This window comes from Paenibacillus sanfengchensis (genome assembly GCF_036864765.1).
Classification (GTDB): Bacteria; Bacillota; Bacilli; order Paenibacillales; family Paenibacillaceae; genus Fontibacillus; species Fontibacillus sanfengchensis.
Map to the genome: position 1 here is coordinate 230910 of NZ_JBAGJC010000003.1, position 22163 is coordinate 253072.

General features: G+C 54.0%; 15 protein-coding genes. 6 read left to right on the top strand and 9 right to left on the bottom strand.

Going from position 1 to position 22163, the window contains the following annotated elements; translation table 11 throughout:
- Positions 1–75: 75 nt before the first annotated feature.
- Positions 76–6237, bottom strand: coding sequence for an S-layer homology domain-containing protein (locus V4U84_RS07285; protein WP_334076977.1), 6162 nt, complete (start codon positions 6235–6237; stop codon positions 76–78).
- 434 nt (positions 6238–6671) lie between these two features.
- On the opposite strand from V4U84_RS07285, the gene V4U84_RS07290 reads away from it, so the two are divergent.
- Together V4U84_RS07290 and V4U84_RS07295 are read left to right on the top strand one after the other, a co-directional pair.
- The gene (locus tag V4U84_RS07290) at positions 6672–7487 is read left to right on the top strand and encodes a MerR family transcriptional regulator (RefSeq protein ID WP_334073769.1); all 816 of its coding nucleotides are present in this window, start codon (positions 6672–6674) and stop codon (positions 7485–7487) included.
- 154 nt (positions 7488–7641) lie between these two features.
- Positions 7642–8532: a GNAT family N-acetyltransferase gene (locus V4U84_RS07295; protein ID WP_334073768.1), complete on the top strand. Its 891-nt coding sequence runs from the start codon at positions 7642–7644 to the stop codon at positions 8530–8532.
- Between the two features lie 568 nt (positions 8533–9100).
- Here V4U84_RS07295 and V4U84_RS07300 read toward each other — a convergent pair.
- On the bottom strand, positions 9101–10153 hold the full coding sequence (locus tag V4U84_RS07300; RefSeq protein WP_334073767.1) for a 2,3-butanediol dehydrogenase: 1053 nt from the start codon (positions 10151–10153) through the stop codon (positions 9101–9103).
- 280 nt (positions 10154–10433) lie between these two features.
- On the opposite strand from V4U84_RS07300, the gene V4U84_RS07305 reads away from it, so the two are divergent.
- Entirely contained in the window at positions 10434–11465 is a 1032-nt protein-coding gene (locus V4U84_RS07305; protein WP_334073766.1) for a LacI family DNA-binding transcriptional regulator, read from the top strand.
- Positions 11466–11527: 62 nt separating this feature from the next.
- Here the strand turns inward: V4U84_RS07305 and V4U84_RS07310 are convergent, their stop codons facing one another.
- Positions 11528–12361, bottom strand: coding sequence for a helix-turn-helix domain-containing protein (locus V4U84_RS07310; RefSeq protein WP_334073765.1), 834 nt, complete (start codon positions 12359–12361; stop codon positions 11528–11530).
- A gap of 185 nt (positions 12362–12546) precedes the next feature.
- On the opposite strand from V4U84_RS07310, the gene V4U84_RS07315 reads away from it, so the two are divergent.
- Positions 12547–13131: an LOG family protein gene (locus V4U84_RS07315; protein WP_334073764.1), complete on the top strand. Its 585-nt coding sequence runs from the start codon at positions 12547–12549 to the stop codon at positions 13129–13131.
- Between the two features lie 30 nt (positions 13132–13161).
- On the opposite strand, the gene sdaAA is transcribed toward V4U84_RS07315, so the two are convergent.
- From sdaAA to V4U84_RS07345, 6 genes are all read right to left on the bottom strand, one after another.
- A complete protein-coding gene (gene sdaAA / locus V4U84_RS07320) occupies positions 13162–14043 on the bottom strand; it encodes an L-serine ammonia-lyase, iron-sulfur-dependent, subunit alpha (protein WP_334073763.1) in 882 nt (293 codons plus the stop codon).
- 38 nt (positions 14044–14081) lie between these two features.
- The gene (gene sdaAB / locus V4U84_RS07325; RefSeq protein ID WP_334073762.1) at positions 14082–14747 is read right to left on the bottom strand and encodes an L-serine ammonia-lyase, iron-sulfur-dependent subunit beta; all 666 of its coding nucleotides are present in this window, start codon (positions 14745–14747) and stop codon (positions 14082–14084) included.
- Positions 14748–14868: 121 nt separating this feature from the next.
- Positions 14869–15858 (bottom strand): ABC transporter ATP-binding protein, encoded by a 990-nt coding sequence (locus V4U84_RS07330; RefSeq protein WP_334073761.1) that lies wholly within the window; start codon positions 15856–15858, stop codon positions 14869–14871.
- Positions 15859–15873: 15 nt separating this feature from the next.
- Positions 15874–16674 (bottom strand): ABC transporter permease, encoded by an 801-nt coding sequence (locus tag V4U84_RS07335; protein WP_334073760.1) that lies wholly within the window; start codon positions 16672–16674, stop codon positions 15874–15876.
- A complete protein-coding gene (locus V4U84_RS07340) occupies positions 16671–17447 on the bottom strand; it encodes an ABC transporter permease (RefSeq protein ID WP_334073759.1) in 777 nt (258 codons plus the stop codon). The genes V4U84_RS07335 and V4U84_RS07340 overlap by 4 nt, the downstream gene beginning before the upstream one ends.
- 202 nt (positions 17448–17649) lie before the next feature.
- The gene (locus tag V4U84_RS07345; RefSeq protein ID WP_334073758.1) at positions 17650–19380 is read right to left on the bottom strand and encodes a cellulase family glycosylhydrolase; all 1731 of its coding nucleotides are present in this window, start codon (positions 19378–19380) and stop codon (positions 17650–17652) included.
- A gap of 230 nt (positions 19381–19610) precedes the next feature.
- Here V4U84_RS07345 and V4U84_RS07350 point away from each other — a divergent pair, with 230 nt between their 5' ends.
- On the top strand, positions 19611–20729 hold the full coding sequence (locus V4U84_RS07350) for a saccharopine dehydrogenase family protein (RefSeq protein ID WP_334073757.1): 1119 nt from the start codon (positions 19611–19613) through the stop codon (positions 20727–20729).
- A gap of 626 nt (positions 20730–21355) precedes the next feature.
- Positions 21356–22162 carry an adenosylmethionine decarboxylase gene (gene speD, locus V4U84_RS07355; RefSeq protein ID WP_334073756.1) on the top strand — a complete coding sequence of 269 codons (807 nt, stop codon included), beginning with the start codon at positions 21356–21358 and terminating at the stop codon, positions 22160–22162.
- The last annotated feature ends 1 nt before the right edge of the window (position 22163 follow it).

Below are 22163 nucleotides of genomic sequence, written 5' to 3' on the forward strand. Positions count from 1 at the left end.
CAGAAAAAAAGCCTGCAGATTGGCAGGAATAGCAGAAGGCAGGACCACCACTCCCCGGCGGTCCTGCCTTTTTTCTTATTTTGGCCGCTGCTCCAGTCTTTCAATCAGATTGAGCAGCATTTGCGCACTCTCGGCACGGGTACCGTTCGCGGACGGATGGAATTGCCCTTGTTCCCGCCCTTTCATCAGACCCAGCCCGCTGGCTTGGTCCGCGGCGGTGCGAGCCCAGGCCGGTGAGCCGCCCAAGTCGGAGAATGGGCTTACCGACGCTGCGGATATCGCGCCGTCTCCCGCCGCCTTGGCGTAAGCACGTACCAGCATCACCGCCATTTCCTGACGGGTGATGGCCCGATCCGGATGGAACTCCGCCTCGCCCGTTCCTTGAATCAGCCCAGCCTGGCTAGCCAGCGCCAAAGCCTCGGCGTACCAGCTTCCCGCTTCAACATCGGCGAAGGCAGGTGCAGCAGTCTGGCCGTCCTCAAGCCCCAAGGCCCGGACGAGCATGGCCGTAAATTCGGCCCGGGTGACCTGTCTGTCCGGTTCAAACCGGTCGGCAGACACGCCTTCCACGAGCAGTCTGGCCGCGAGTTTTTTCACGGTCCGCTCCGCCCAATGGCTTGAAGACAGATCGGAAAAAGATTTGTCGTATTTCACTACGGCCAGCGTTCCGAATTGATGAATTTCGGCCGTAATTCGGTCACCCTCCCATTTCCCGCCTGCGTACTGCAAGGCCCCGTCTTCGCCGGTCAGATATATGCCGATTAAATCGCGATCCTCCTCCGCAGCTACAGGGAAGGAAACCTTTATGGGTTGGGTCAGTGCGCCATTTGAAGCAATCGTCCGATTCGCTGAATCTTTCAGCTCCATCGACAATGTCAACACCGCGCCGACCGCCGAGAGAGTTGCCCCCGAACGGGTACTTGCGCTGTCCAGCCAATTCCGTGCATCCCCCGCCGGTTCCGCCGACAGGATGATCGAAGAACCTGCCGCCGTACCCGCCGGCCGTTGAGCCGCAAGCTGGCCGAGTACGGCTGCCGGAATCTCCAGTTGCATCTCCTCCGACCGGATCCGCAGCGGCGCCTCTTTGAGCAGTTCGGCGGCGTTGCCCGGCAGAACAACCTTCCGGAGTTCTCCCTTCGTATCTACCGATACGGCTCCGTCAGCCCCGCGGTTAAGCAGTTGTTTCTCGCCAATGACAAGCTCGCCCGGCGTTTGAACCGTTGCTGGCGGTGTAACCGGTTGTGGCGTTGTATCTACCGAGTCCGAATCATCGGAATCCCGGTCCGGATCCGGGGTCGGATTCGGGTTCGGTGTCGGAGTCACACCCGTGGTGACGGTCAGTTCATACGCGTCCGACCAGTTCTGATACACCGCGCTGATCACGGAGATTCCCTCGCCCACGGCCCGCAGCGTGCCTGCGGAGTCGATCGTTGCCACGGAACTGTTCGAGGTGTTGTAAATAACTCCTTCCGGCAAAGAAAAGCGTGAGCCGTCGCTGTAAACCGCCTCGGTCACAGCCCTGCCGGTTTCTCCCAGCTTGAGATCCTTCGGCCCGCGAAGGGCCACTCCGCTCATCGTTGGCGCATCCAAAGTAACCTTCAGATTATAGGAATCGGTCAAACCTTCATAAGTGGCGGAAATCACCGTCATCCCTTCCGCCAGCGCCGTAATCGTTCCGTCTGCGTCGATAGAAGCAATCGACTCTTCGCTGCTGGTATACGCGATACCTTCATTGAGAATCATCCGCGCTCCCGAAGAGGATACGCCTTCTACCACGGGTTGATCGCTTTCTCCCGGAGCAAGCTGCAGCTTTCCTTGGATTTCAATCGATTGAAGCGATGGCGCTGTCTTATCCAAGGTCAACACATCAATTGCCGTACCGTCCAACGTCTTGGCCGTAACGGTAATCGTGTCGCCGTGAATCTCGACGCCCGTAAAGATATGTTTGTCCTCGTCGTAAATTTTTTCCTGCCAGAACCGCTCCGTCAACGAGTAAAACTTCGGCCCGGAGGAACCGCCGATAACATATCTGGTTCCCTGGCCTACCGGAACGATTTCGCCGTTTTTCATCGGGAAGCTGCGCATGTAAATATGATCATGCCCATTCAACACCAGATCCACTTGATGTTTGTCGAAAACCGGCACCCACATCTTTTGCACCCGTTCATTGGCATAGATGCTTCCGTAAGGACCCTGGTGAAAGAACAACACCTTCCATTTGCGGTCCGTACCCGCCAGATCCTTGTCCAGCCAGCGGGCCTGCTCTTCGAAGCTTTCGGCCGATCCTTCCGTATTCAGGACAACGAAGTGTGTGTTGTTGATATCGAACGAGAAGCTCGATCCCCGCGTCCCGGCCGGTCCATTCTGCGGATTATGGAACTGGGCGAGATAGTCGCCGTTGCCATTGTTCCCCATCACCTCGTGATTGCCGATAACCGGAACGAGGGTCGTCTGCATCAACTCCTGACGGGCCGCCTCAAACCACCAGTCCCACTGCTCCTGTTCGAAGCCTTTGTCGACCATATCACCGGCATGCACCAGCAAGTCGGCATCCGGCATATCCTCCACCGCTTTGCCCAGCGTGTTCCCCCATTGGTCAAAACCGGCTTTATCCCCGGCCTGTGAATCGCCGATGAAGAGGAACTTCACAGTTTCTCCCGTCAGGCCACTGGTGCGGAACATCCCCGCCGAACTCATATTTGCTTCGCCGTCCCCGACGCGATACACATACTCGGTATCCGGCTCCAGTCCCTGGACTTCCGCCTTGTGCACGCGGAGTGTGCCGTCGTTGTTCGTATTATACAGGGTGCTGCCGCCATGAATACGGGTTACGTTCCCTGCCGAGAAATCGGTAAATTCCGAGCGTTTCACCCACTCTACCACCGTATCCGCCGTAGCCGGGTTCGTATGCCAGGTGAACTGCCGCGACGTCGCGGCGTCCGAACCCATCGTAACGTTGATGTTACGCGGTACCGCCGAACCCGCATGATCGGCCACCTTGAAAATCATCAGCGGACTGTAGTTGTCCCCTTTTACCGCCTGAATGTGGAAAGTCCCCGGGTTTTGCGTAACCTTGTCCGTCTTGACGACACCGGCCGCATCCGCGACCGCATCAGGTACTTCCACCCCGTTCAGAAGCAGCCTTGCACCTCCCGCGGCGGCTCCATTCGCCTCCCTCACCGTAAAAGAAGCCTCGTACCCCTTGGCAACTTCATAAGTGTTCCATGTCAGACCAAGCTCCGCCTGCACGGCAGCCTCCACGTCCGCGCTTAAATAAGTAACCGGCTGCCCCGATCCCTTGGTGGAAGTGACCGAGCCTTCATGGAAGCCGATCTTCAGCAGCTTGGCCAGTTGTCCGGCTGCTTCCTCGAGCGTATGGGGGCCGACGTAATCGCCCCTTACGGTGTAGCGGATTTGACCGATAAGGTCCTGGTCTCCCAGCTTCGCTTCATGGAGATTATGCAGCTCCAGTTTGACGATGCCCTGGTCGTCCACGGTCGAGTTCAATTGTCCATCGCTTACTTTTCCGCCGCGCACGACTGCCAGATTCGATACAGCCGCCGGGTCAAACTTGAAAGCGACATGCCCCTCCTTCAACTCCGCGGCCCTTTCCGCATAAATATCCAGCGTATAGGTTTTGCCCGCGTACAACGTATCGGGAGTATCGTATACATAGAACGGAGAACCCAGGTTTACGGTAAAATACCACTCCTTGATGCTCTGGTTTCCGCTCAAATCGCGGACGGCTACCTTAACCTTATGCCTTCCTTCCGCTAGCGGTGTTTTCGGTTGATAGGAAATCTGCCCTTTCGGCGGATAGAACCCGTACTCCACTTGCTGATCGTCCACATAGACGCGGATCGTCGCCGGGTCGATCAACGTAGTGCCCGGGTGCTTTAGGGGATCATAGCCCGCATCTTCCGCGGTAACGGAAATGTTCGGGGTCCCCGTCTTCACCACTTCATTGTCCCCGGGGTAGCTTTGTTTGAAAACCGGAGGCGTCCGGTCTTCTTCCAAAGGTCCGTAGATCGCCCGAATGTCGTCGATATACAGCGCACCCGCGGTTTTGTTGGTATTTTTGGTTTCCATATATCTGACCGGCAGATCCATCGTCAACGATGCGGCCTTACCTTTTGGCACTACCGCCTCGACATATTTCCATCCGGTCCAATCGACGCCCGTAGTTTGATCGGTAAAATCCAGCGGGATCGCGGCCTTGTTTCCGTCCCGAAGCTGGCCGCGCAGCCAATGCTTCTGCCCGTCGCCATAGACCCACATGCCGATTTTTTCCGGGTACCCGGGAATCTGAATGTGCTGCTCCGTGGAGGCTGCGGTCAAATAGGCCCCCGAGGTGCCTGTCGTACCTGTAAAATCATACTCCAGCTTAGTCGCTCTGCTCCCTCCGCGCACATAATCCAGATCGGTCACTTCGGAAATGGAGGCGGAGTTAGCCTTCACGGAAGTCGCCGTGTAGTTTCCGAGGCCATTCTCAAAATCCTCCAGCATAACCGGAGGCAGCCCGACATTGACTTCGAAGGAGGCCTCTACATCCTTATAGGCGGCATATATCTTACCGTGCGCACCGTTCTCATTTGTCGCCGTAAAGACGCCGTGCTCATCGACAGTGCCAATATTCCCCTCGACCCGCCATACGAAGTTCTCGTTGCTGGCCTGAATCGTTTGACCGTTACGCAGTGCTTTTACGGATAAAACGACCTTTTCGCCGTTCGTATACGTTTTGATCGTATCCGGAAATTCCAGGCGGGTCAGTTGGTCCACCACTTCGATTTCCGCGCTGCCTGCAGCCAATCCGGCTGCTGCCTGAACGCGTCCGGTTCCGGCGGCCGGCCCCGCTGTAAACAGGCCGTTTGTATCAATGCTGCCAAGTCCCGGATCGGCCTGCCAGAACACCTGCTCTCCAACAGGAGCGGGATGGCCGTTGGCATCTACACCGGCCGCCCGGAAGCTGACCGAAGCTCCCGCTAGAATTCGTTCCGCATTGGGCTGAACCGCCAGGCTTGCGGCGGTGGACAGCTCGGGAGCCGTATTAACCAGCAGCAGGCCGTTCCCGATTTTACGCTCATAACCGTCGGAACCCCGGTTCATCATCTTGACGTCCGACGTGCCCGGCATCCGGGCCACCAACGTGGAAGAACCGCCGCCGTCCAGATTCATGGCGTTAACGATGCCCATGGACTGCATGGCCGCGGCCAGTTCCTCGGTTTCCATGCCTTCGCTGAACCCGGGCGCGCGCCCGTCAACTTCAAAAAGTACAACGCTGCCGTCGGCCTTTGTGCCGATCGCTGTTCTCGGGTGTACGCCGGCAGGACCCACTCCGCTTCGAACGACGCCTTCCTCCACCAGCGGCCCTTGTCCGCTGATAATGAGCTCCGCCTCATTCCATGCTCCGTCGAGCGCGAAGCCCGCGGTCAACTCCTCCCCTACTTTCAGTTCCTGGGTCACCGTGCGGAAATCCCCGGACGACGACAGCACCACTTGTCCTTCCTTCAGCGGTGTATCTCCCTGGTTTAGCCGGACTTCGGCTACCTTCAGCTTCAGGGTTTGTCCGCTCTTAACGTCGCCTTCCAAGATATCCAATACAAACTCATCACCTGTAGCCGGTGTTTTCGTGGAACCCGCATAATCCGGCGTAAACAGAACGAGTTGATTCTCGCTCCGATAACGGTTAATGCTGGTCAAATTCGTTTTTTGCCCGCCGATCGCCACGGTTTTCTCCAGAACCGGCTTTCCGTATAACGAGCGTCCTTCATCCGTAAGCCCAAACGCGTAGGAAGAGCCGCCGCTGTTTAGAATGATGCCGTCATCCACAAACAGACCATTCGGCACACCGGTAGCCATCCCGGAAATTTCATAAAAATCGCCGTTGATCCCCGCAACGACCCGGTTTCCCGGTTTGTCCGCATAAGCGGCCATCTCCGTGAGGGGCTTCATCCCGTACACTTTGCCGTCTTTTGTACCGGCTTGCAGTTCCAGACCGGGATGGGCCGGATTAAACTCGACGGCGTGGATTTTCTGCCGGCCGCGGTCATCCTGGATGTCCATCCAGGTGTAAACGGCTTCCGGCGCAAGCTCCGCCCGCCTTGTATCGATAAGCTGACCGTAACCGGCCGCCTGCGGCTCACCGAAAGCCGCATTGGCGCCGCTTAACGGCTGCAGTTGTGATAGCAGTAGAAAAAATACAAAAACTGCGTTGATCTGTCGCCTAAACCTTCTCATTTTGTCCGATATCCTCCCTGTCGGTTTTTCCGCCCCTAATCAACTCAGGGACGATGACATAAAGAACATCTTACTTGTAAAACGTAAATAAGAGATTAAATAGAGTGGCAGACTTTGTTAAGAGATTTCCGGCTCGATTCCCCCTCTCTGTTGAAAGTCTAACGGCTGTGATAGCCGCTATTCCGAGATCCATCGCCTTTACTGAAATCTAACGGTCATGAGCGCCGTTATTTAGCTTAATGACGACCGAATCGCCTGGTTTTTAACGAAATAGAGGCTGCTGCGTCCGTTAGATTTGGAAATCAAAGTTTTCTCGCTAAATAGCGGCTATGGCTTCCGTTAGAAGTTTTCAGCCGAATTGTGTATTGACTCTCACATTATGAGAGGGTCTATGATAAATTACGATCCGGATCAACGAAATATGAGGAGGCCCTATGTTTAAAATCGGTGATTTTTCCAAACTGGTCAGAGTCTCGGTGAGAATGCTGCGGCATTACGACGAAATCGGTCTTCTAAAGCCGGGATCGACGGATGCGGTTACGGGATACCGTTATTACTCGGTCGAGCAGATTCCCCGGGCCAACCGGATACAGGTGTTGAAGGAAATGGGATTCTCCCTCGCGGAAATTTCCGGCTTAATGCACCAGGATCTGAATGCCGGGCAATTGCTCAGCCTGTTGGAAAACCGAAAACGCCAAATTACGGAAGTCATCGAGAGCGAACACACGAAGCTGCGGCGCGTCGAGTTTCTGATCAACCAAATCAACAAGGAGGATATGTATATGAATTATGAAGTTACTGTCAAACAGATTCCCGCATATAAAGTCCTTGCGCTAAGAGACACCCTCCCCGCTTATAACGCAGAGGGAACGTTATGGAACGAGCTGGGCGAGTTTGTTCAGGAGCATCATATTAAGGTGGCCGCCCCATGCTACGCGGTATATTACGATGAGGGGTATAAAGAACGGGATGTCGATGTGGAAGTCACGATGTGCTTTCAAGGCCAAGCGGCCGAATCGGACCGCATTAAGATAAGAGAGCTCGAGCCCGTATCCGAAATGGCTTGCATCCTTCATCACGGCCCTTTCGAGCAAATGTCGGCGGCATATCATGCCTTGGGCGTATGGCTGGACTCCAACGGTTACCGCTGGAGCGGTCCGCATCGGGCTATTTACCACAAAGGGCCGTGGACCGGAGAGGATCCTGCCGGCTATCTGACCGAGATCCAAGCACCGGTGACAAAAAAATAATACTCCCTTTCTGCGGGAACCTAAGGTCTGGATCGTTTTCCAGGCCTTTTTCCTTCGGTAAAGAACGATTCTAACCAAAGTAGGGATATGGATAACCGCCGAAGCGCCCTATAATGGATAAAAACGCATCCAAAGAGATGGGGGAACTATTGGAATGGCGATCCGATTTCAAGGTTACAACAAAACAGCGGGGATTTCCGAAGATTATTATAAAGTAAGGGCTCTTTTGGTTGCCCTGGGGCTGGGTGAGTTCACCTATGCCAGATGGGACTGGATGGCCACGCATACATCTCTGGATAAAAACGCGGTGGGCAAGATTGGCCTATGGGAGGACCAAGGCAGGCTCGTAGGCGTAGCGACTTTCGACGGCCAATTGGGAACCGCTTATTGCATGGCCATGCCGGCCTATGCCCATTTGAAGAAAGACATGCTGCAATATGCGGAGCAACACCTTTCCAGGCAAGGGGAATTTTCCATTGCCATCGCGGATACCGACACGGATTTTCAGGACATCGCCGCGGCTCTCGGCTATACCGCCTCGGAACATCGAGAAGCCGACTCCGTTTTTTACCCGGAAAAAACACCCTACCCCTATGAACTACCCGAAGGATTCTCAATTACGAGTATGGAGGAATGTCCGGACCTTTATCAATACGGACGCGTCTTGTGGAAAGGCTTCAATCACGAGGCAAACGGGGAGGGCGAATTCCGGTTTGCGCCGGAAACCGAGCAGGCTTTACGCACGGAAATGCTGAGACCGCATGTGAATCTGAGCCTGAAAGTGGCGGCTGTCGCTCCGGACGGGAACTTCGCCGCTTACTGCGGCATGTGGTACGACCCGCTGGCGGGATATGCCGTCGTCGAGCCCGTCGCAACCGATCCCGAATATCGAAACAGGGGGCTGGGGAAGGCCGTCGTGTTGGAAGGCATCCGCCGGGTTCACCGGCTCGGGGCCAAAAAAGCGGTCGTGGGTTCCTCGCAGCCGTTTTACTACAGAATCGGCTTTCGGCCTTATGCTTCGGCCACCTTATGGAAAAAGAAATAGAAGGTGTCCCAAAAGGTTATTTATGCCCTAGGGAAACCCTTACGCTTTATTACCGGGAAAACCTCCCGTTAATTTCCCGCTTTTTGCCTATGGATCAAATTTAGCAGGAAATTCTCCATCTATTTCGCGGCCAGGCCGCCGATATCCGCCATTTCTGACGAATTAGCGGGAGATTTTCCTGGTAATTCATCTCTGCCGCCGCATAGGCACCAAATTAACGGGCAGAATTCCCGGTAATTTTTCACCAAAAGAATGAGCTGGAGGCAGCTATCATTTGCTTAAGAAAGCTGCAACAGTACCGTCTCTCCTCCTTCGCCGCCCTGAAGCCAACGGACTCGTACAGGGAAAGCGCGGAAGCAAGCGCAATATACGTTTTCCCAATTGTCCTCATCGCCGACCCACTAAAAGACGGCATCCTTGTTCTTCTCCATTACGGCTTGGTACAGCTCGCCGAGCAAGGGCATATCTTCATTTTGAAACGGACGAAACTCCTCTATATCAGAAAATGACTTGCCATACAAAAAGAGCCGGACAGGAATGCCCCTGACCGGCTGCTGTATTCACAATATTAGAGATTTGGCGAAACGAGGATTTTAACCTGATTTTTCTCTTTCAGCAAGGCTTCAAAGCCCTGCTCCACAATCTCGTTCAGTCCGATCCGTTTGGTGACCAGCTTCTCGGCAGAGAAGTAGCCTTGATTCATCAGGCTGATTACAGCGGGGAAAACATCACGGTAGCCGATAATTCCGGCAATGTTGCGTTCCTGCATAACAATCCGGTTCGGATGAATAGGGGCTTCCTTCTCGAAGATGCTGACGATCATGATCTGGCCGCTCAGCTTCGTGGACTCAATGGCTTGAGTCAGCACGACCGGTACGCCGGTTACCTCAAAGGCAACATCCGCTCCGCCATCCGTCAAACGGTGAATTTCTTTGACAACATCCACATCCGCCGGGTTCAAACCGATGGCTCCCAGTTCTTCCGCTTTATTTCTGCGTTCTGCCGACAGCTCCACCGCATAGATTTCCGCTGCGCCGGAAGCTTTGAGGGCTTCGATGACAAGCAAGCCGATCGGGCCCGCGCCGAACACTACCGCACGGTCGCCGACTTTGAACTGGCTTTGGCGAACGGCGTACAGCGCAACGGCGGAAGGCTCCACAAGAGCGCCCTGCTCGAAGGATACGCTGTCCGGGATTTTATGAACCATATGCTCGTCCGCAGCGACATATTCGGAGAAACCGCCGCCGCCTCCGGCCAGTCCGAGGAAGCCCATTTGCTCGCACAGATTATATTTGCCCTGTCTGCAAGCCGTACATTTGCCGCAGGCAAAAATCGGCTCCACCACAACACGGTCGCCCGCCTTAAACTTCGTCACGCCCTCGCCGACTTCAACAACCTGTCCGGAAAATTCATGACCCATGACAACAGGCGCCTTCTCATTTGTGAGCGGGTGCGGACTGTTTTGTGAAATGAAAATCGGACCGGCCGCATACTCGTGCAAATCGCTGCCGCAAATACCGCACCATTCCACTTTTATTTTAACTTTCCCTTTAAGGGCAGTCGGTTCTTCAATGTTGTCAACCCGCAGGTCTTTTACTCCGTGCCATCTCAATGCCTTCATAAAGCTCATCTCCCTGTCTTAAACGAAAAAAATGAAAAAGCCACAAATTCAAAAGCTTAAAGAGTTAAAATATAAAATAATTCGGGAAACGTTTCCGATGTATATATTGTCACATATCTGACATATTGTCAAATGATTCTGTCTGTAATATGTGATGAATGTAATTTGATTTAACAGCATCAATGAATGGGGTGCCTATTACATGTTATAATGCAATTAAAGAGTGAAAATTTTCGCTGATTCTCGGAAACGATTCCTATATAGAAGGGGGTAAACTCGAATGGCGTACAGAAAAAAGGTGACGATTGAGGATGTTGCGAAGCAAGCTGGGGTCGGCATAGCCACCGTATCCAGGGCGCTTAATGATAGCGGGGGAATCAGCGCGAAGACCAAAGCGCGCATCATGCAGGTGATCGAAGAGATGGGCTTCGTTCCGAATACCTCGGCGCAGAGCCTGAAGATTCGCCAAACCCGCCAGATTGCGCTGGCGGTTCCCGATATCCGCAATGCGATCATTCCCGATATCGCATGGTCTGTAGAACAGGCGGCCAAGCAGCACGGGTACCGGGTAGTGCAGATTAATACGCTGGGCAATGCCCGGCTTGAGCTTGAAATATTGCGGGAGGTTAAGAAGCTGCATGTGGACGGTTTGGTCCTATTCCCGCTTGCTTACCCGAAGACGCTGGAGAACTTGATCAACCAGTGCGGAATCCCCGTATCTGTCATCAACTACGGGAAAAAGCTTAGCTCCGACCTGAAAGCGGACATCGTAGGACTGGCCCGTCAGGAAGGAAAGCTGGTGATGGAGCATTTGCTGCAGATCGGGAGGACAAGAATCGCTTATGCCGGCGCTCCCAAGGACAAGATCGAAGAGCGTTATCTGGCGTATGAGCAGTCATTGAGACAAGTGGATGCTTCTCTGGTGTTTTTTGGTGAAGATTTTTCGTTTGAAACGGGACGACAGGCGGCCGATTATTTCTATAGTCTGAAGCATATGCCGGATGCCATATACGCGGTGAATGATATGGTGGCGATCGGGATTGTGAACCGGTTCAAGGAGTTGGGGGTCCGGGTTCCTGAGGATGTGGCCGTCGCCGGAATCGACAACAATTTGTGGACGGCCGTCACCACACCGCAAATCACCTCGGTGTCGATTATGGGCAATGAGGTGGGACGTCTTGCCGCGGAGCTGCTGCTGAAACGCATCCAGTCCGCGCATCCCTTGGATTACGAACGGGTGGAATTCGAGCCGCGGTTGATCGTAAGAGAATCCAGTGTCAGCATGAACCAATATTCGCGGAAGGAGTCCTGAAACTTAGGCAAAAAAAGACTATGCAGGGTACATTGTCAACCGCAGCATAGTCTTGTTTGGCTTCAAACCAGCGGCTCCATTCTCCGGGCTATCATTTTGGTCATCGCGTGCTGATGCGGAATGCCCGACGAATTGCAATCGAAGACGACCTCGGTACTCTCGACGAGGAGCCAATCATGGTAATGTCCGAGCAGCTCGCCGGAATGCCAGGGATAGGCGTAGGGCTCTTTTTCGGGCGGTGGCGCGATGAAAGGCTTGTTTACGAAGACGTTAAAAACATGGAGTCCGTCGGGCCGGGTAAATTGTTTATAGTTTGCAAAAATTTCGTTTCGCAGCTCCGGTTTGATATAATGCAGCACTCCGCTGGAATATAAAATGTCAAAATGAGTGTCGAGCCGGAAATCCGAAATATCCGCTTTAAAAACATGGACCTGAACACCGGTTTGTTCGGCCAGGCTCTTCGTCTTCCCGATGCCTGCATCCGTAACGTCGAACGCGCTTACGTCATACCCGTTGCGGGCAAAGAAAACCGCATCCTTGCCCTCTCCGCAGCCGATATCCAGCAGTTTAAGCGGCCGGGTGGGCGGCATGATTTTTAATACCTCATAGCATGCTTTATTGGGCTCGGTCCCCCAGTAATAAGACTGCTTTTTCCGGTACTCCTCCTCATAAATCGTGATCGTGCTCTCCTGAGGCACATAGCCCAGAAGCTTGTCAACGCTGACCCGCAAATTTCTCGACAGCTCGGGCAGCAAGGCAAGGTCCGGCATCGTCTGGGCATTTTCCCATTTGGATACGGCCTGGAACGAGATGCCCAATCTTTGGGCCAGCTCTTCCTGCGTGAGCCCCCTCTCCTTCCGGTAGTAGCTTATGTTCCTAGCCAGCTTCTCTTTCATTATCGCTTCACGCTCCTTTTCTCTAGCCCATTTTAGGGGATAAAGAAGCGGCAGCACAATAACCTGGCATTTGAATTTTCCGCAGCTTTCAACCGGCGGTTGAGAACATGGTCCGAGTCTTTTTGTTTAAACGGGGATGACAGTGTCATGCTATAATTCGGATAGATTATATAGGAGGCGATGGGATGAAAAAAATAGCCGTATTTTGCGGATCGAGCTTCGGGGCAAAAGACGAATATAAGCAAGGAGCCATCGCTTTGGGCAGAGAACTGGCCACAAGGGGGCTTTCCCTGGTCTACGGCGGTTCAAGCGTTGGGCTGATGGGGGCGGTGGCCGATGCCGTTCTGGAAGAAGGCGGTGAAGTCATCGGGGTTCTTCCCGTGTTTTTGCAGGATCGGGAGATCGCCCATAAGAACCTGTCCGAGTTGATCATCGTCGATACGATGCATGAACGCAAAGGCAAAATGGCCGAGATCGCCGACGGCTTCATCGTCCTTCCCGGCGGTGCGGGAACGATGGACGAATTTTTCGAGATTTTCACCTGGGGCCAGTTGGGCCTCCACCGCAAGCCTTGCGGCCTGCTTAACCTCGGGGGGTACTACGATCTCCTGATCAAGCTCTTCAACCATATGACCGATGAACAGTTTATTCAGGAGAAATTCCGGTCCATGGTTTTATCCGACGTGACGCCGGGAGGTTTGCTGGATCAATTCGGGACCTATGAGCCTCCGGCCGTCAAAACCTTTTTAAAGTCGGAACGACAACTATGATAGGGCACAAAAATAGCGGGCCGCGGCCCGCTATTTTTTTCTTGCCCGCAATTCCTTCATGATCTTGCGGCCCGTCGGCGTCTGGGCCAACCCGCCCTGGGCCGTCTCCCGGTGGCGGCTCGGCATCGAAGAACCGACCTCGAGCATCACGTCGATCACCTCGTCGGAAGGAATGGCGCTCTTGACGCCGGCCAGAGCCATATCGGCGGCCGCCATCGCGTTGACCGCCCCGAAACCGTTGCGGACGATGCAGGGAATCTCCACCAAGCCGCCCACCGGGTCGCAGATCAGGCCGAGCGTGTTTTTCAGGGCCAGTCCCACCGCGTGCACCGCCTGTTCCGGACTGCCGCCGCGCAGCTCCACCATGGCCCCGGCCGCCATGCCGATGGCCGAGCCGATTTCCGCTTGGCAGCCGCCTTCCGCGCCGGAAATAAAGGAATTGTTGGCGATGACATAGCCGATGGCCCCGGCGCAGAACAGACCGCGCACCAGGTGCTCGTCAGGCCAGCCGAACCGTTCCTGCGCACTGACGAAGACGCCGGGAATAACGCCGCAGGAGCCCGCCGTCGGCGTCGCGACAATCCGGCCCATGGAAGCGTTGACCTCGGAAACGGCCAAGGCGTAGGCCATGGCCTGGCAGGCGATATCGCCGGCCGAAGGATCCGCGGTTTTGCGGTAGGCTTCCACGCGCTTCGCATCCCCGCCCGTCAATCCGCTCATGGAGGTGACTTCCTCGGTCAAGCCTTTATGAACGGCCGTTTTCATAATCTGATAATACTCCGTCATCACGGCCATGATTTCGGCTTCCGGCTGACCGCTCTCCTCGGCCTGATCCTCCAGCATAATTTGCGAAATCGTTTTGGATTCCGACCGACATACTTCGATGAGCTCCCTTAAATTCCGAAAACGCATCTTACCCGCTCCTTAAGTTAGGTTAAACTGCCTTTTTATTAAGTGAGATGTATAAGAGAAACCCGGCTGATATGGGGCAGAGCCGAGATTTCGCCAATCAGCGAATCCGGAATAACTTGATCCGCCTCCACGACCGTCAGGGCTTCGCCCGTTCTCCCCTTACGGTCCGTATTAATATACCCGATGTTCACATCTTCACGGCTGAAAAGTGCGGTAATTCCGGCCAACACGCCCTGCCGGTCCGCATGCTCGACGACCAGGGTCGGGAGCTCTCCCGAACACTTGGCTTCGAAACCGTTCATTTGCCGGATGGAAATCGTCCCCCCGCCGATGGAAGCCCCGGTCACTTCGCAGGTTTTTTCCCCTGCGGACAGCACGATTTTCACCGTATTCGGATGGAGTCCGGGAGCCGTTCCGGTGCTAAACTGCACCTGTATCCCCGAATCTTCCGCGATCTGCAGCGAGCGGCGAATCCGCTCGTCATCCGTGCGATAATCGAGGATTCCCCCGACGACGGCGAGGTCCGTGCCATGCCCCTTGTAGGTTTCCGCGAACGAGCCGTAAAAGCAGATTCGGGCTTCCTTGGGCGGTTCACCCAGCAGTTGACGGGCAAACCTCCCGATTCTTACCGCTCCGGCGGTATGGGAGCTCGAGGGACCGACCATGGCCGGTCCTATAATTGAAAATACATTTTTAAACCGCATCTTTTGATCCCTCCGGTATTGGTGATCCCTTTGTTAAGCTTACCCCGGAACTCGGCCCTTTGCTATGAATTTCTGAAAAAGGGACTGAATAAGGCCGGTCGTCTCGCGGCAAGGGCATGATTCAGGAAGACGAGAAGCGGCGGATGATCTCCTCAAATTCCGGCTCCTCCATGGAGACGTCATCGATCTCTCCCCAACCATCCAATTCCCGGATAATGTCCACCGTCCGGATTTCCCGGCGGTCCGCCTCCAGACGAACCGTATCGCCCTCGACACCGATGATCCGAACTCCCCCGGTTGAAGCGGAAACCTCGGAGCTTTCCGGGACTTGGAAAGGCCCCCGGAATTTCAGGGTCATCCGCGTCGGCAAGCCGATCGTTTCCCGCAGCGAGGGAATGGACCCGTCGTAGGTCAATGCTCCGTGATTGATGACCATCACGCGGCCGCACAACTGCTCAATATCATCCATATCGTGGGTGGTCAGGAGGATCGTCTTCCCGAAATCCCGATTCAGCACCCGCAAAAATTCCCGGATGCTTACTTTGGCATGGACGTCAAGTCCGATCGTCGGCTCGTCGAGAAACAGCAGCTCGGGATCATGCAGCAGGGCGGCGGCAATGTCCGCCCGCATCCGCTGACCGAGCGACAGCTTCCGGACGGGGGTATGCCAAAATTCGTGCAGGTCCAAGAGCTCGGCAAAGCCGCCGAGCCTTTGCCGTTTCTCCATGGCCGTTACTCCGTACATCTCGGCCAGGATGTCGTAGGAATCTTTAACCGGCAAGTCCCACCAAAGCTGGCTGCGCTGCCCGAACACCACCCCCAGCTGCCTGACCGCCTTCCGGCGTTCCCGGTGCGGATTATATCCGCCCACGGTGACTTCGCCGGAGGTCGGATGCAAAATGCCCGTAAGCATCTTGATAGTGGTCGACTTTCCGGCTCCGTTCGGACCGATATAGCCGACAAATTCTCCCCGTTCAACTTGAAAACTAATGCCCCGTACAGCTTCCTTTATCCGGTATTCCCTGGAGAACAACGTCCGCAGCCCGGAAAATCGCCCTTCCTTGACGACGGCCGTTTTAAACTCCTTATGCAAGTCTCTTGCCTCAATCATCGTTCCAAAACCTCCTTAGCTTCCCGTACTCTGATACTTGGTTATACCGAATCGCCAAAACAGCAAACTTCCTCCGAGGCACAAGGCCGCAACCCCGACTACTGCCGCAAGCGCCCAAACGCCAAGCTCGCCGCGGAGGATGTACAGGGACGGCACATAGTTTACGAATCCCACCGGAATCAGCACCAGCAGCACTGAGGACATCCACTTCGGGTACAGTGTCAGCGGATACTGCGCCGCCGTTCGCGCGGCATCCTCTGTAAGGTTCTGCAGTTCCTCGATCCGGGTTGTCCAAAATCCGATCGTGGCCGTAGCAAGGCCGATGGAGAACAAAATAACCGCACCCGTCAGAACGGTCATCAGAGTAAGCGGCACTGCGGTCCAGCCCACCTGCCCTGCCCTCATCATTCCTGCCAGCGACCAGCACAAAATAAACCCGCCCTGCAAAACCTCGCCGAGCATAATCCGGAAGTTTTGCGGCATCAACGCGAGAAGGACAGGGATAGGCCGGGTCAGGAGCTGATCGAAGTCGCCGCTGACGAGGTATTTCTCCAGATGGTGCACCTCGTCCGCAAATGTGCGGTATACCGTTTTGGATAGCGTGATGACCGCGAACAAGTATCCGACCTCATACAGCGACCAGCCCTGAATCGCTCCGAATTTATGCAGCACGATCGCGATCACCAGAAATTCGGAGATCTGGATCAGGGCCGCTAGCAAAGAGGCGAGGACGAAATTAAATTTATACTGCATCCGGCTGCGGATGCTGGTCCGGATCAGCAATCGGTACAATTTAAGCCAGTTCTCCGCCTTCATCCGCCCTGCACCTCCACTTTCCTGCGCAGCAGCCGGGTGGCCAGCAAACAAGTTGCAGTGAGCAAGCCGCACCATAGCAAGGTCCCCCAAAGCATCCTTGGGTCACCCATACCGAGATAGATCGTGGTCGGCGCATAAAGCAGATACGGGTAGGGCGACATCCAGGCGATCTGTTCAAGCCAGCGGGGCAGCCACTCGAGCGGAATAAAAAATCCCGCCAGCAGATTAATCAGGGCATGGTTCCCCCAGTACAGCCAGGAGGACTCGGTCGTCCACAGCGCGCTGACACCGATAAGGTAGTTGATGCAGATGGACAAGTATGCGGCTCCCAGCACACTAAGGACCGTATACAAATAAGTCACGCCTTGATCGGGAAGTTGAAGAGAGAAGACTAAAACGTACAGGAGATAGATCGGGATGGACTTATACACGAATTGATAGGCGATTTGGCCCCATTCCTTGGCCATCATATGGCTGAACAAATGAACGGGCCGCATCAAATCGAGCGAGATTTGGCCGGTTCTGACGGATTGGGGAATGCCGAGGCCGTTGGAGATAAAACTGGTGACCCAAAGGAGCGTCTGCGTAAAAGAGATGTAACTCACCATTCCTTCGGTTCCGTAATCTCCCAGGGGATGGTCCCTGCCGAGCCCGATCCAGATGCAGGCGTACATGAAGCCGAACATCGCGCTCGCGAGATTGTGCACCATATGTGCACTCCGGTACTGCAAATTGCGGGCATAGGCTTTGGAAGCCAATGTGAAATAAAGCATGAAGCACCTCCGATAAGCGTATTGGACGGCTCTTCCGTCCACTTCAGACAAGGCGATTTTTGTGAGAAGGATTCTATCATACCTTAATTTACCAAGGGAGACAATGCCTTTTTTCGGGAAAATAAATACGTATATAAAGAAAAGTGCGGGCTGCGCAGGAATCCCCTTTCCCGCAACCCGCAACTTGTTAATTTCTCTCTTATTAATTCCCTGCCGGTTGACCGGTCACATTTGTGCCCGATTTCGTAATTTTGTAGCTGACGATTTCCCCGCTCCAGTAGTGGAATTTCAGTTGGACTTCTCCATCTTTTACTTCCTTAAAGAAGTTGGACAGCAGTTGAATTTCCTTGGTGTCGTAGGACGGAGAGAACGCATATCCGAATTCCTTGTAGGACGTCCAGTCCTGCGGACCGGCATTTTTTCCGTCGGCGTATACGGCTTCCATCGTGGCTAACTGGTTGCCTTTGAAGTCGACAGGAACGGCAAATTTCTCGGTGGTTCCCGTCGCATTGCCGAGCACCGGTTTCTCGAAGACGATAACCTTGAATCTCCAATCCGGTCCCTGGTTAAACTTGGCGTTCAAGACGGCGTTCTGCCCCAGTTGGCCGGAGGCGATCAGCTTGGAGAGACGGGCAGCCTTGATCGTCAATTCCTCGCCGTTTAATGTGTAATCGGTGCCCTCAACGAGATGGTCGCCGCCGACCCATAGCCCTGTAAGCTTATTGCCGTTCAAGTTCAGCTTCACCTTGGCGTCCTGGACCGTACCGCCTTTTTTCAAGTGGACCAGATCCGTATCCGCCGTCGAGGCGCGCCCGTTTTTCCAGCCGGCTTTCATAATATTAAACAGCTCCGCATCATTCCATTGATGTGCCGTCCGGTTGAAATGCTGGCCGTTATCCCACAGCATATGCGTAATGTTCTTCTCTTTCAGATAGTGGGTCAAAATCTCAAAAAACTTCAGTTTCTCCCCCTGCTCGATCACTCCGGTGTGCTTATCGAAGCCGAGTAGGCCGTATTCGCCGAGAATGACCGGAATCCCTTTGGCCACCAGCGTATTGTGGACATTGTTGAACGTGGTGGTCAAATCGTTCAAGGTATCTTTCTCCAGCTTGTAGTAACCGGCAATGTTCACGCTGAACGGCCAGAACCCATAATAGTGGACCGTTGCGATGAGATTGGGATCATTCAGCTTGACGATCGTATTGTACAGCTCATTCAGGTCCTCCTGGGCCGGGGAAGTTTCCCGCGTAGGGATGACCAACGGGCGATCGGCGTTGTTCCCGCCGGAATTTCTGACGATCTTATGGAACGAGGTGATCAGCTCTTTCAGCATGGCATGCTGCTTCGCATGATCTGTCGTTCCCCCGTCCGTAAATCGGGGCTCGTTGATGGCTTCAAACATCAATTTATTGGAGTGGTTTTTGAACCGATCGGCAATTTGCGTCCAGACCGCCTGATACCGCGCCATCACTTCATCATGTTTTTTTTCCATATGGCTGACCCAGATCCACGAATCATGGTGGATATTGATCATGACATAGAGTTTGGCGTCCAGCGCCCAATCGACGACCTCTTCCACGCGATTCATGTAAGCGGGATCGATCGTATATCCCGGAGCTCCTCCGATATGCTGGTCCCAGGTTACCGGAATACGGATACTCTTATAGCCTTGGGCCGCAATTTGTTGAATCAGTTGTTTGGTTACGCGGGGATTGCCCCAGGATGTTTCGTCATTGCCCGTCGAGTCCAGCGTATTACCCAGATTCCAGCCCGGCTGCATATTTTCCACGTAGGCCTGTATGCCGGTTTTTGCGGCAGGCTTGGAAGCCTTTTCGTTTTTGGGGTCCGCCGATGCCGTTGCCGAGAAGGCCGTCACCAGCATCACAGCAGCCAACGCCAGCGACAGAAATGGTCGGTAATGCCTTTTTTTCATCTTCAAAATCCCTCCTGTGAATTATCGAAATTTTGAAAGCGTTTCCATTTAATACCCTACCATATTTCGCTTGCGCAAAAATACCGTAATAATTTTAAATAAAATCATATATAAATTGTATGTTTTCCTTTTGTCATTTTTTTCAATACTTCCTATGTTCACCGGCTAATTTCCCATGATAGAGTTAAAAGCAGGAGCAGTTCCTAATCTAACGGGACAGGACTGATTTTGTGAAAAATAACACAAAAACCATTGTTATCCTTGGCGGATACGGGATTACGGGATATATGATCGCCCGGCTGCTGGTGCAGCGCACCTCGGCTCAACTCATTCTGGCAGGCCGGAATGAGGCCAAGGCAAAGGAGGCTGCCGCCGAACTTAACGCCCGATCCGGCAGCGGCAGGGTCGAAGGGCAATATGCCGACGCGGCGCAGACCTCAACCCTAATCAAGGTGTTCGCAAGGGCGGATCTCGTCGTGGTCGCCTCAAGCACATCCCAGTATACCCGGGAAATCGCCGCCGCCGCCCTGGAAACCGCGACGGATTATCTGGATATACAGTACTCCTCTCATAAATTGGACGTTTTGAAAAGCCTGGAGTCGGCCGTCCTTCAGGCGGGCCGCTGCTTCATTACGGACGGCGGCTTTCACCCCGGCTTGGCCGCCGTACTTGTTCACCAGGCGGCCGACAGCCTGGATCATCTGGAGACCGCCGAGGTAGGCAGCGTCATCCGCATCGATTGGCCGGCCCTGAATCCGACGCGGGCCACCATTTTGGAGCTGGTTGACGAGCTCAAAGATTTTAACGCGGCCTATTTCTCCGATGGGCGCTGGAAAAAAGGCGGCATGCGGAAAATGGATTTCGGCCACCCCTTCGGTGTTAACCGGTGTACGGCCATGATGCTGGAGGAAATGCGCGAGCTTCCCGTCCGCTACCCGGGCCTGAAGGAGACGGGCTTTTATGTCGGAGGCTTTAACGGCTTTGTCGATTGGGTAGTCATTCCCTTGGGGATGATCGCCTTCCGGCTTTTCCCCCGCCACGCCTCGCAATGGATCGGCAAATGGATGCATTGGGGGCTGCTGCGATTCAGCAAGCCGCCTTACGGGACGGTGATCAAATTGGAGGCCAAAGGAGTCAAGAACGGCCGCCCCGCCGCCTTCACCGGATCGCTCGATCATGAGGACGGCTATCAGCTTACGGCGATCCCCGTCGCCGCCTGTCTTTTGCAATACCTGGACGGTTCTATCCGGAGGCCCGGCTTGCATTTCCAGGCTAATCTGGTTCAGGTCGGCCGGTTGATCGAAGATATGCGTTTGATGGGAGTTACCGTCTCGTTTTCCGGGGATTAGCCCATACCTCCCGCCGAAATAAGTGCCTTTTGGCCCGCTGTTATATTCCGATTTGGTTCCGCGCAAATCATAGGTCGTAAAGAGCATTATAGCCCGGGGTGGACCCCGAAATCAGGGTTGACTCTCTTTTTCCCAAGAGTAAGAAGTAAGACCCTAGATTGAACTGTTGATTTGCCTATTGGACAGCGATGTGAAGGGGCTTTTCACAGGCTTGGCTTACAGCTTGGTTTGGTTCAAATTAAAGGGAATTCTTCCCGTTAATTGGTGCCTACGGGGCTGCAAAGGCAATTTAGCTGGAAAAACTCCCGTTAATCCGCCTGAAATTAGGTTTATCGACAATTGGGCCGCGAAATAGCTGGAACTTTTCCAGCTAAATCCGATCCTAGAGCCAAGAACGGTGCATTAACGGGAGGTTTTCCCGTTAGTGTGCAGACTCCGACGGTGGTGGCGCTTTATATCTACACTTGTGATGTTGGCAACGTATCTCCCAAACCATCTATCTCCCTCTTTGGCGAATCCGATTTGTCCGATTCTGTCCTGCCAGTGTTTTTCCCCGCCAAATTGGGTATAAAAGTAAGGAAATGCAATCACACTACCGGGAGACTAGCCGAAGGGGGATTTCCCTTATGAAACTGACCCAAGAGCAGCGGATTCAGCTCCACGAGTTCAACAATCTCACCAAATCGCTGAGCTTTAATATGTACGACATCTGTTACACGAGAACCAAAGAAGAGCGTGAGGCGTATATCGCATATATTGATGAGCAGTACAATTCGGACCGGCTGACGAAAATATTGACGACGGTCGCCGAGATTATCGGCGCGCATGTCCTCAATGTGGCTAAGCAGGACTATGTGCCTCAAGGAGCCAGCGTAACCGTGCTCGTCTCCGAGGGACCGGTCGTTGAGATCCCGAACGAATCGTACGAGGAATCGCCCGGACCTTTGCCGGATAATGTGGTCATTCAGTTGGACAAAAGCCATATCACCGTTCATACGTACCCGGAATATGACCCGAATGAAGGGATCAGTACCTTTCGGGCCGATATCGATGTTTCCACCTGCGGGGAGATTTCACCGCTGAAGGCGCTCAATTATCTGATCCACTCGTTCGACACCGACATCATGACGATCGACTACCGTGTCAGAGGCTTCACCCGGGACATTAACGGACAGAAACTATTTATCGACCATGAGATCAGTTCCATTCAAAACTACATCCCGGACGAAGTGTTGGAAGAGTATCATATGATTGATGTCAATGTCTATCAGGAGCATATCTTTCACACGAAATGCAAACTGCGCGAATTCGATTTGAACAACTATCTGTTCGGCTACACCAAGGATCAGCTCAGTTTGCGGGAGCAGGATGAAATCACGGAGCGTCTGAAGATCGAGATGGATGAAATATTTTACGGTAAAAACATCACATGAC

Coding starts and splice junctions, on each gene's coding strand:
- V4U84_RS07285 (WP_334076977.1), bottom strand. CDS start 6,237: ATGAGAAGGTTTAGGCGACAGATCAACGCAGTTTTTGTATTTTTTCTA.
- V4U84_RS07290 (WP_334073769.1), top strand. CDS start 6,672: ATGTTTAAAATCGGTGATTTTTCCAAACTGGTCAGAGTCTCGGTGAGA.
- V4U84_RS07295 (WP_334073768.1), top strand. CDS start 7,642: ATGGCGATCCGATTTCAAGGTTACAACAAAACAGCGGGGATTTCCGAA.
- V4U84_RS07300 (WP_334073767.1), bottom strand. CDS start 10,153: ATGAAGGCATTGAGATGGCACGGAGTAAAAGACCTGCGGGTTGACAAC.
- V4U84_RS07305 (WP_334073766.1), top strand. CDS start 10,434: ATGGCGTACAGAAAAAAGGTGACGATTGAGGATGTTGCGAAGCAAGCT.
- V4U84_RS07310 (WP_334073765.1), bottom strand. CDS start 12,361: ATGAAAGAGAAGCTGGCTAGGAACATAAGCTACTACCGGAAGGAGAGG.
- V4U84_RS07315 (WP_334073764.1), top strand. CDS start 12,547: ATGAAAAAAATAGCCGTATTTTGCGGATCGAGCTTCGGGGCAAAAGAC.
- sdaAA (WP_334073763.1), bottom strand. CDS start 14,043: ATGCGTTTTCGGAATTTAAGGGAGCTCATCGAAGTATGTCGGTCGGAA.
- sdaAB (WP_334073762.1), bottom strand. CDS start 14,747: ATGCGGTTTAAAAATGTATTTTCAATTATAGGACCGGCCATGGTCGGT.
- V4U84_RS07330 (WP_334073761.1), bottom strand. CDS start 15,858: ATGATTGAGGCAAGAGACTTGCATAAGGAGTTTAAAACGGCCGTCGTC.
- V4U84_RS07335 (WP_334073760.1), bottom strand. CDS start 16,674: ATGAAGGCGGAGAACTGGCTTAAATTGTACCGATTGCTGATCCGGACC.
- V4U84_RS07340 (WP_334073759.1), bottom strand. CDS start 17,447: ATGCTTTATTTCACATTGGCTTCCAAAGCCTATGCCCGCAATTTGCAG.
- V4U84_RS07345 (WP_334073758.1), bottom strand. CDS start 19,380: ATGAAAAAAAGGCATTACCGACCATTTCTGTCGCTGGCGTTGGCTGCT.
- speD (WP_334073756.1), top strand. CDS start 21,356: ATGAAACTGACCCAAGAGCAGCGGATTCAGCTCCACGAGTTCAACAAT.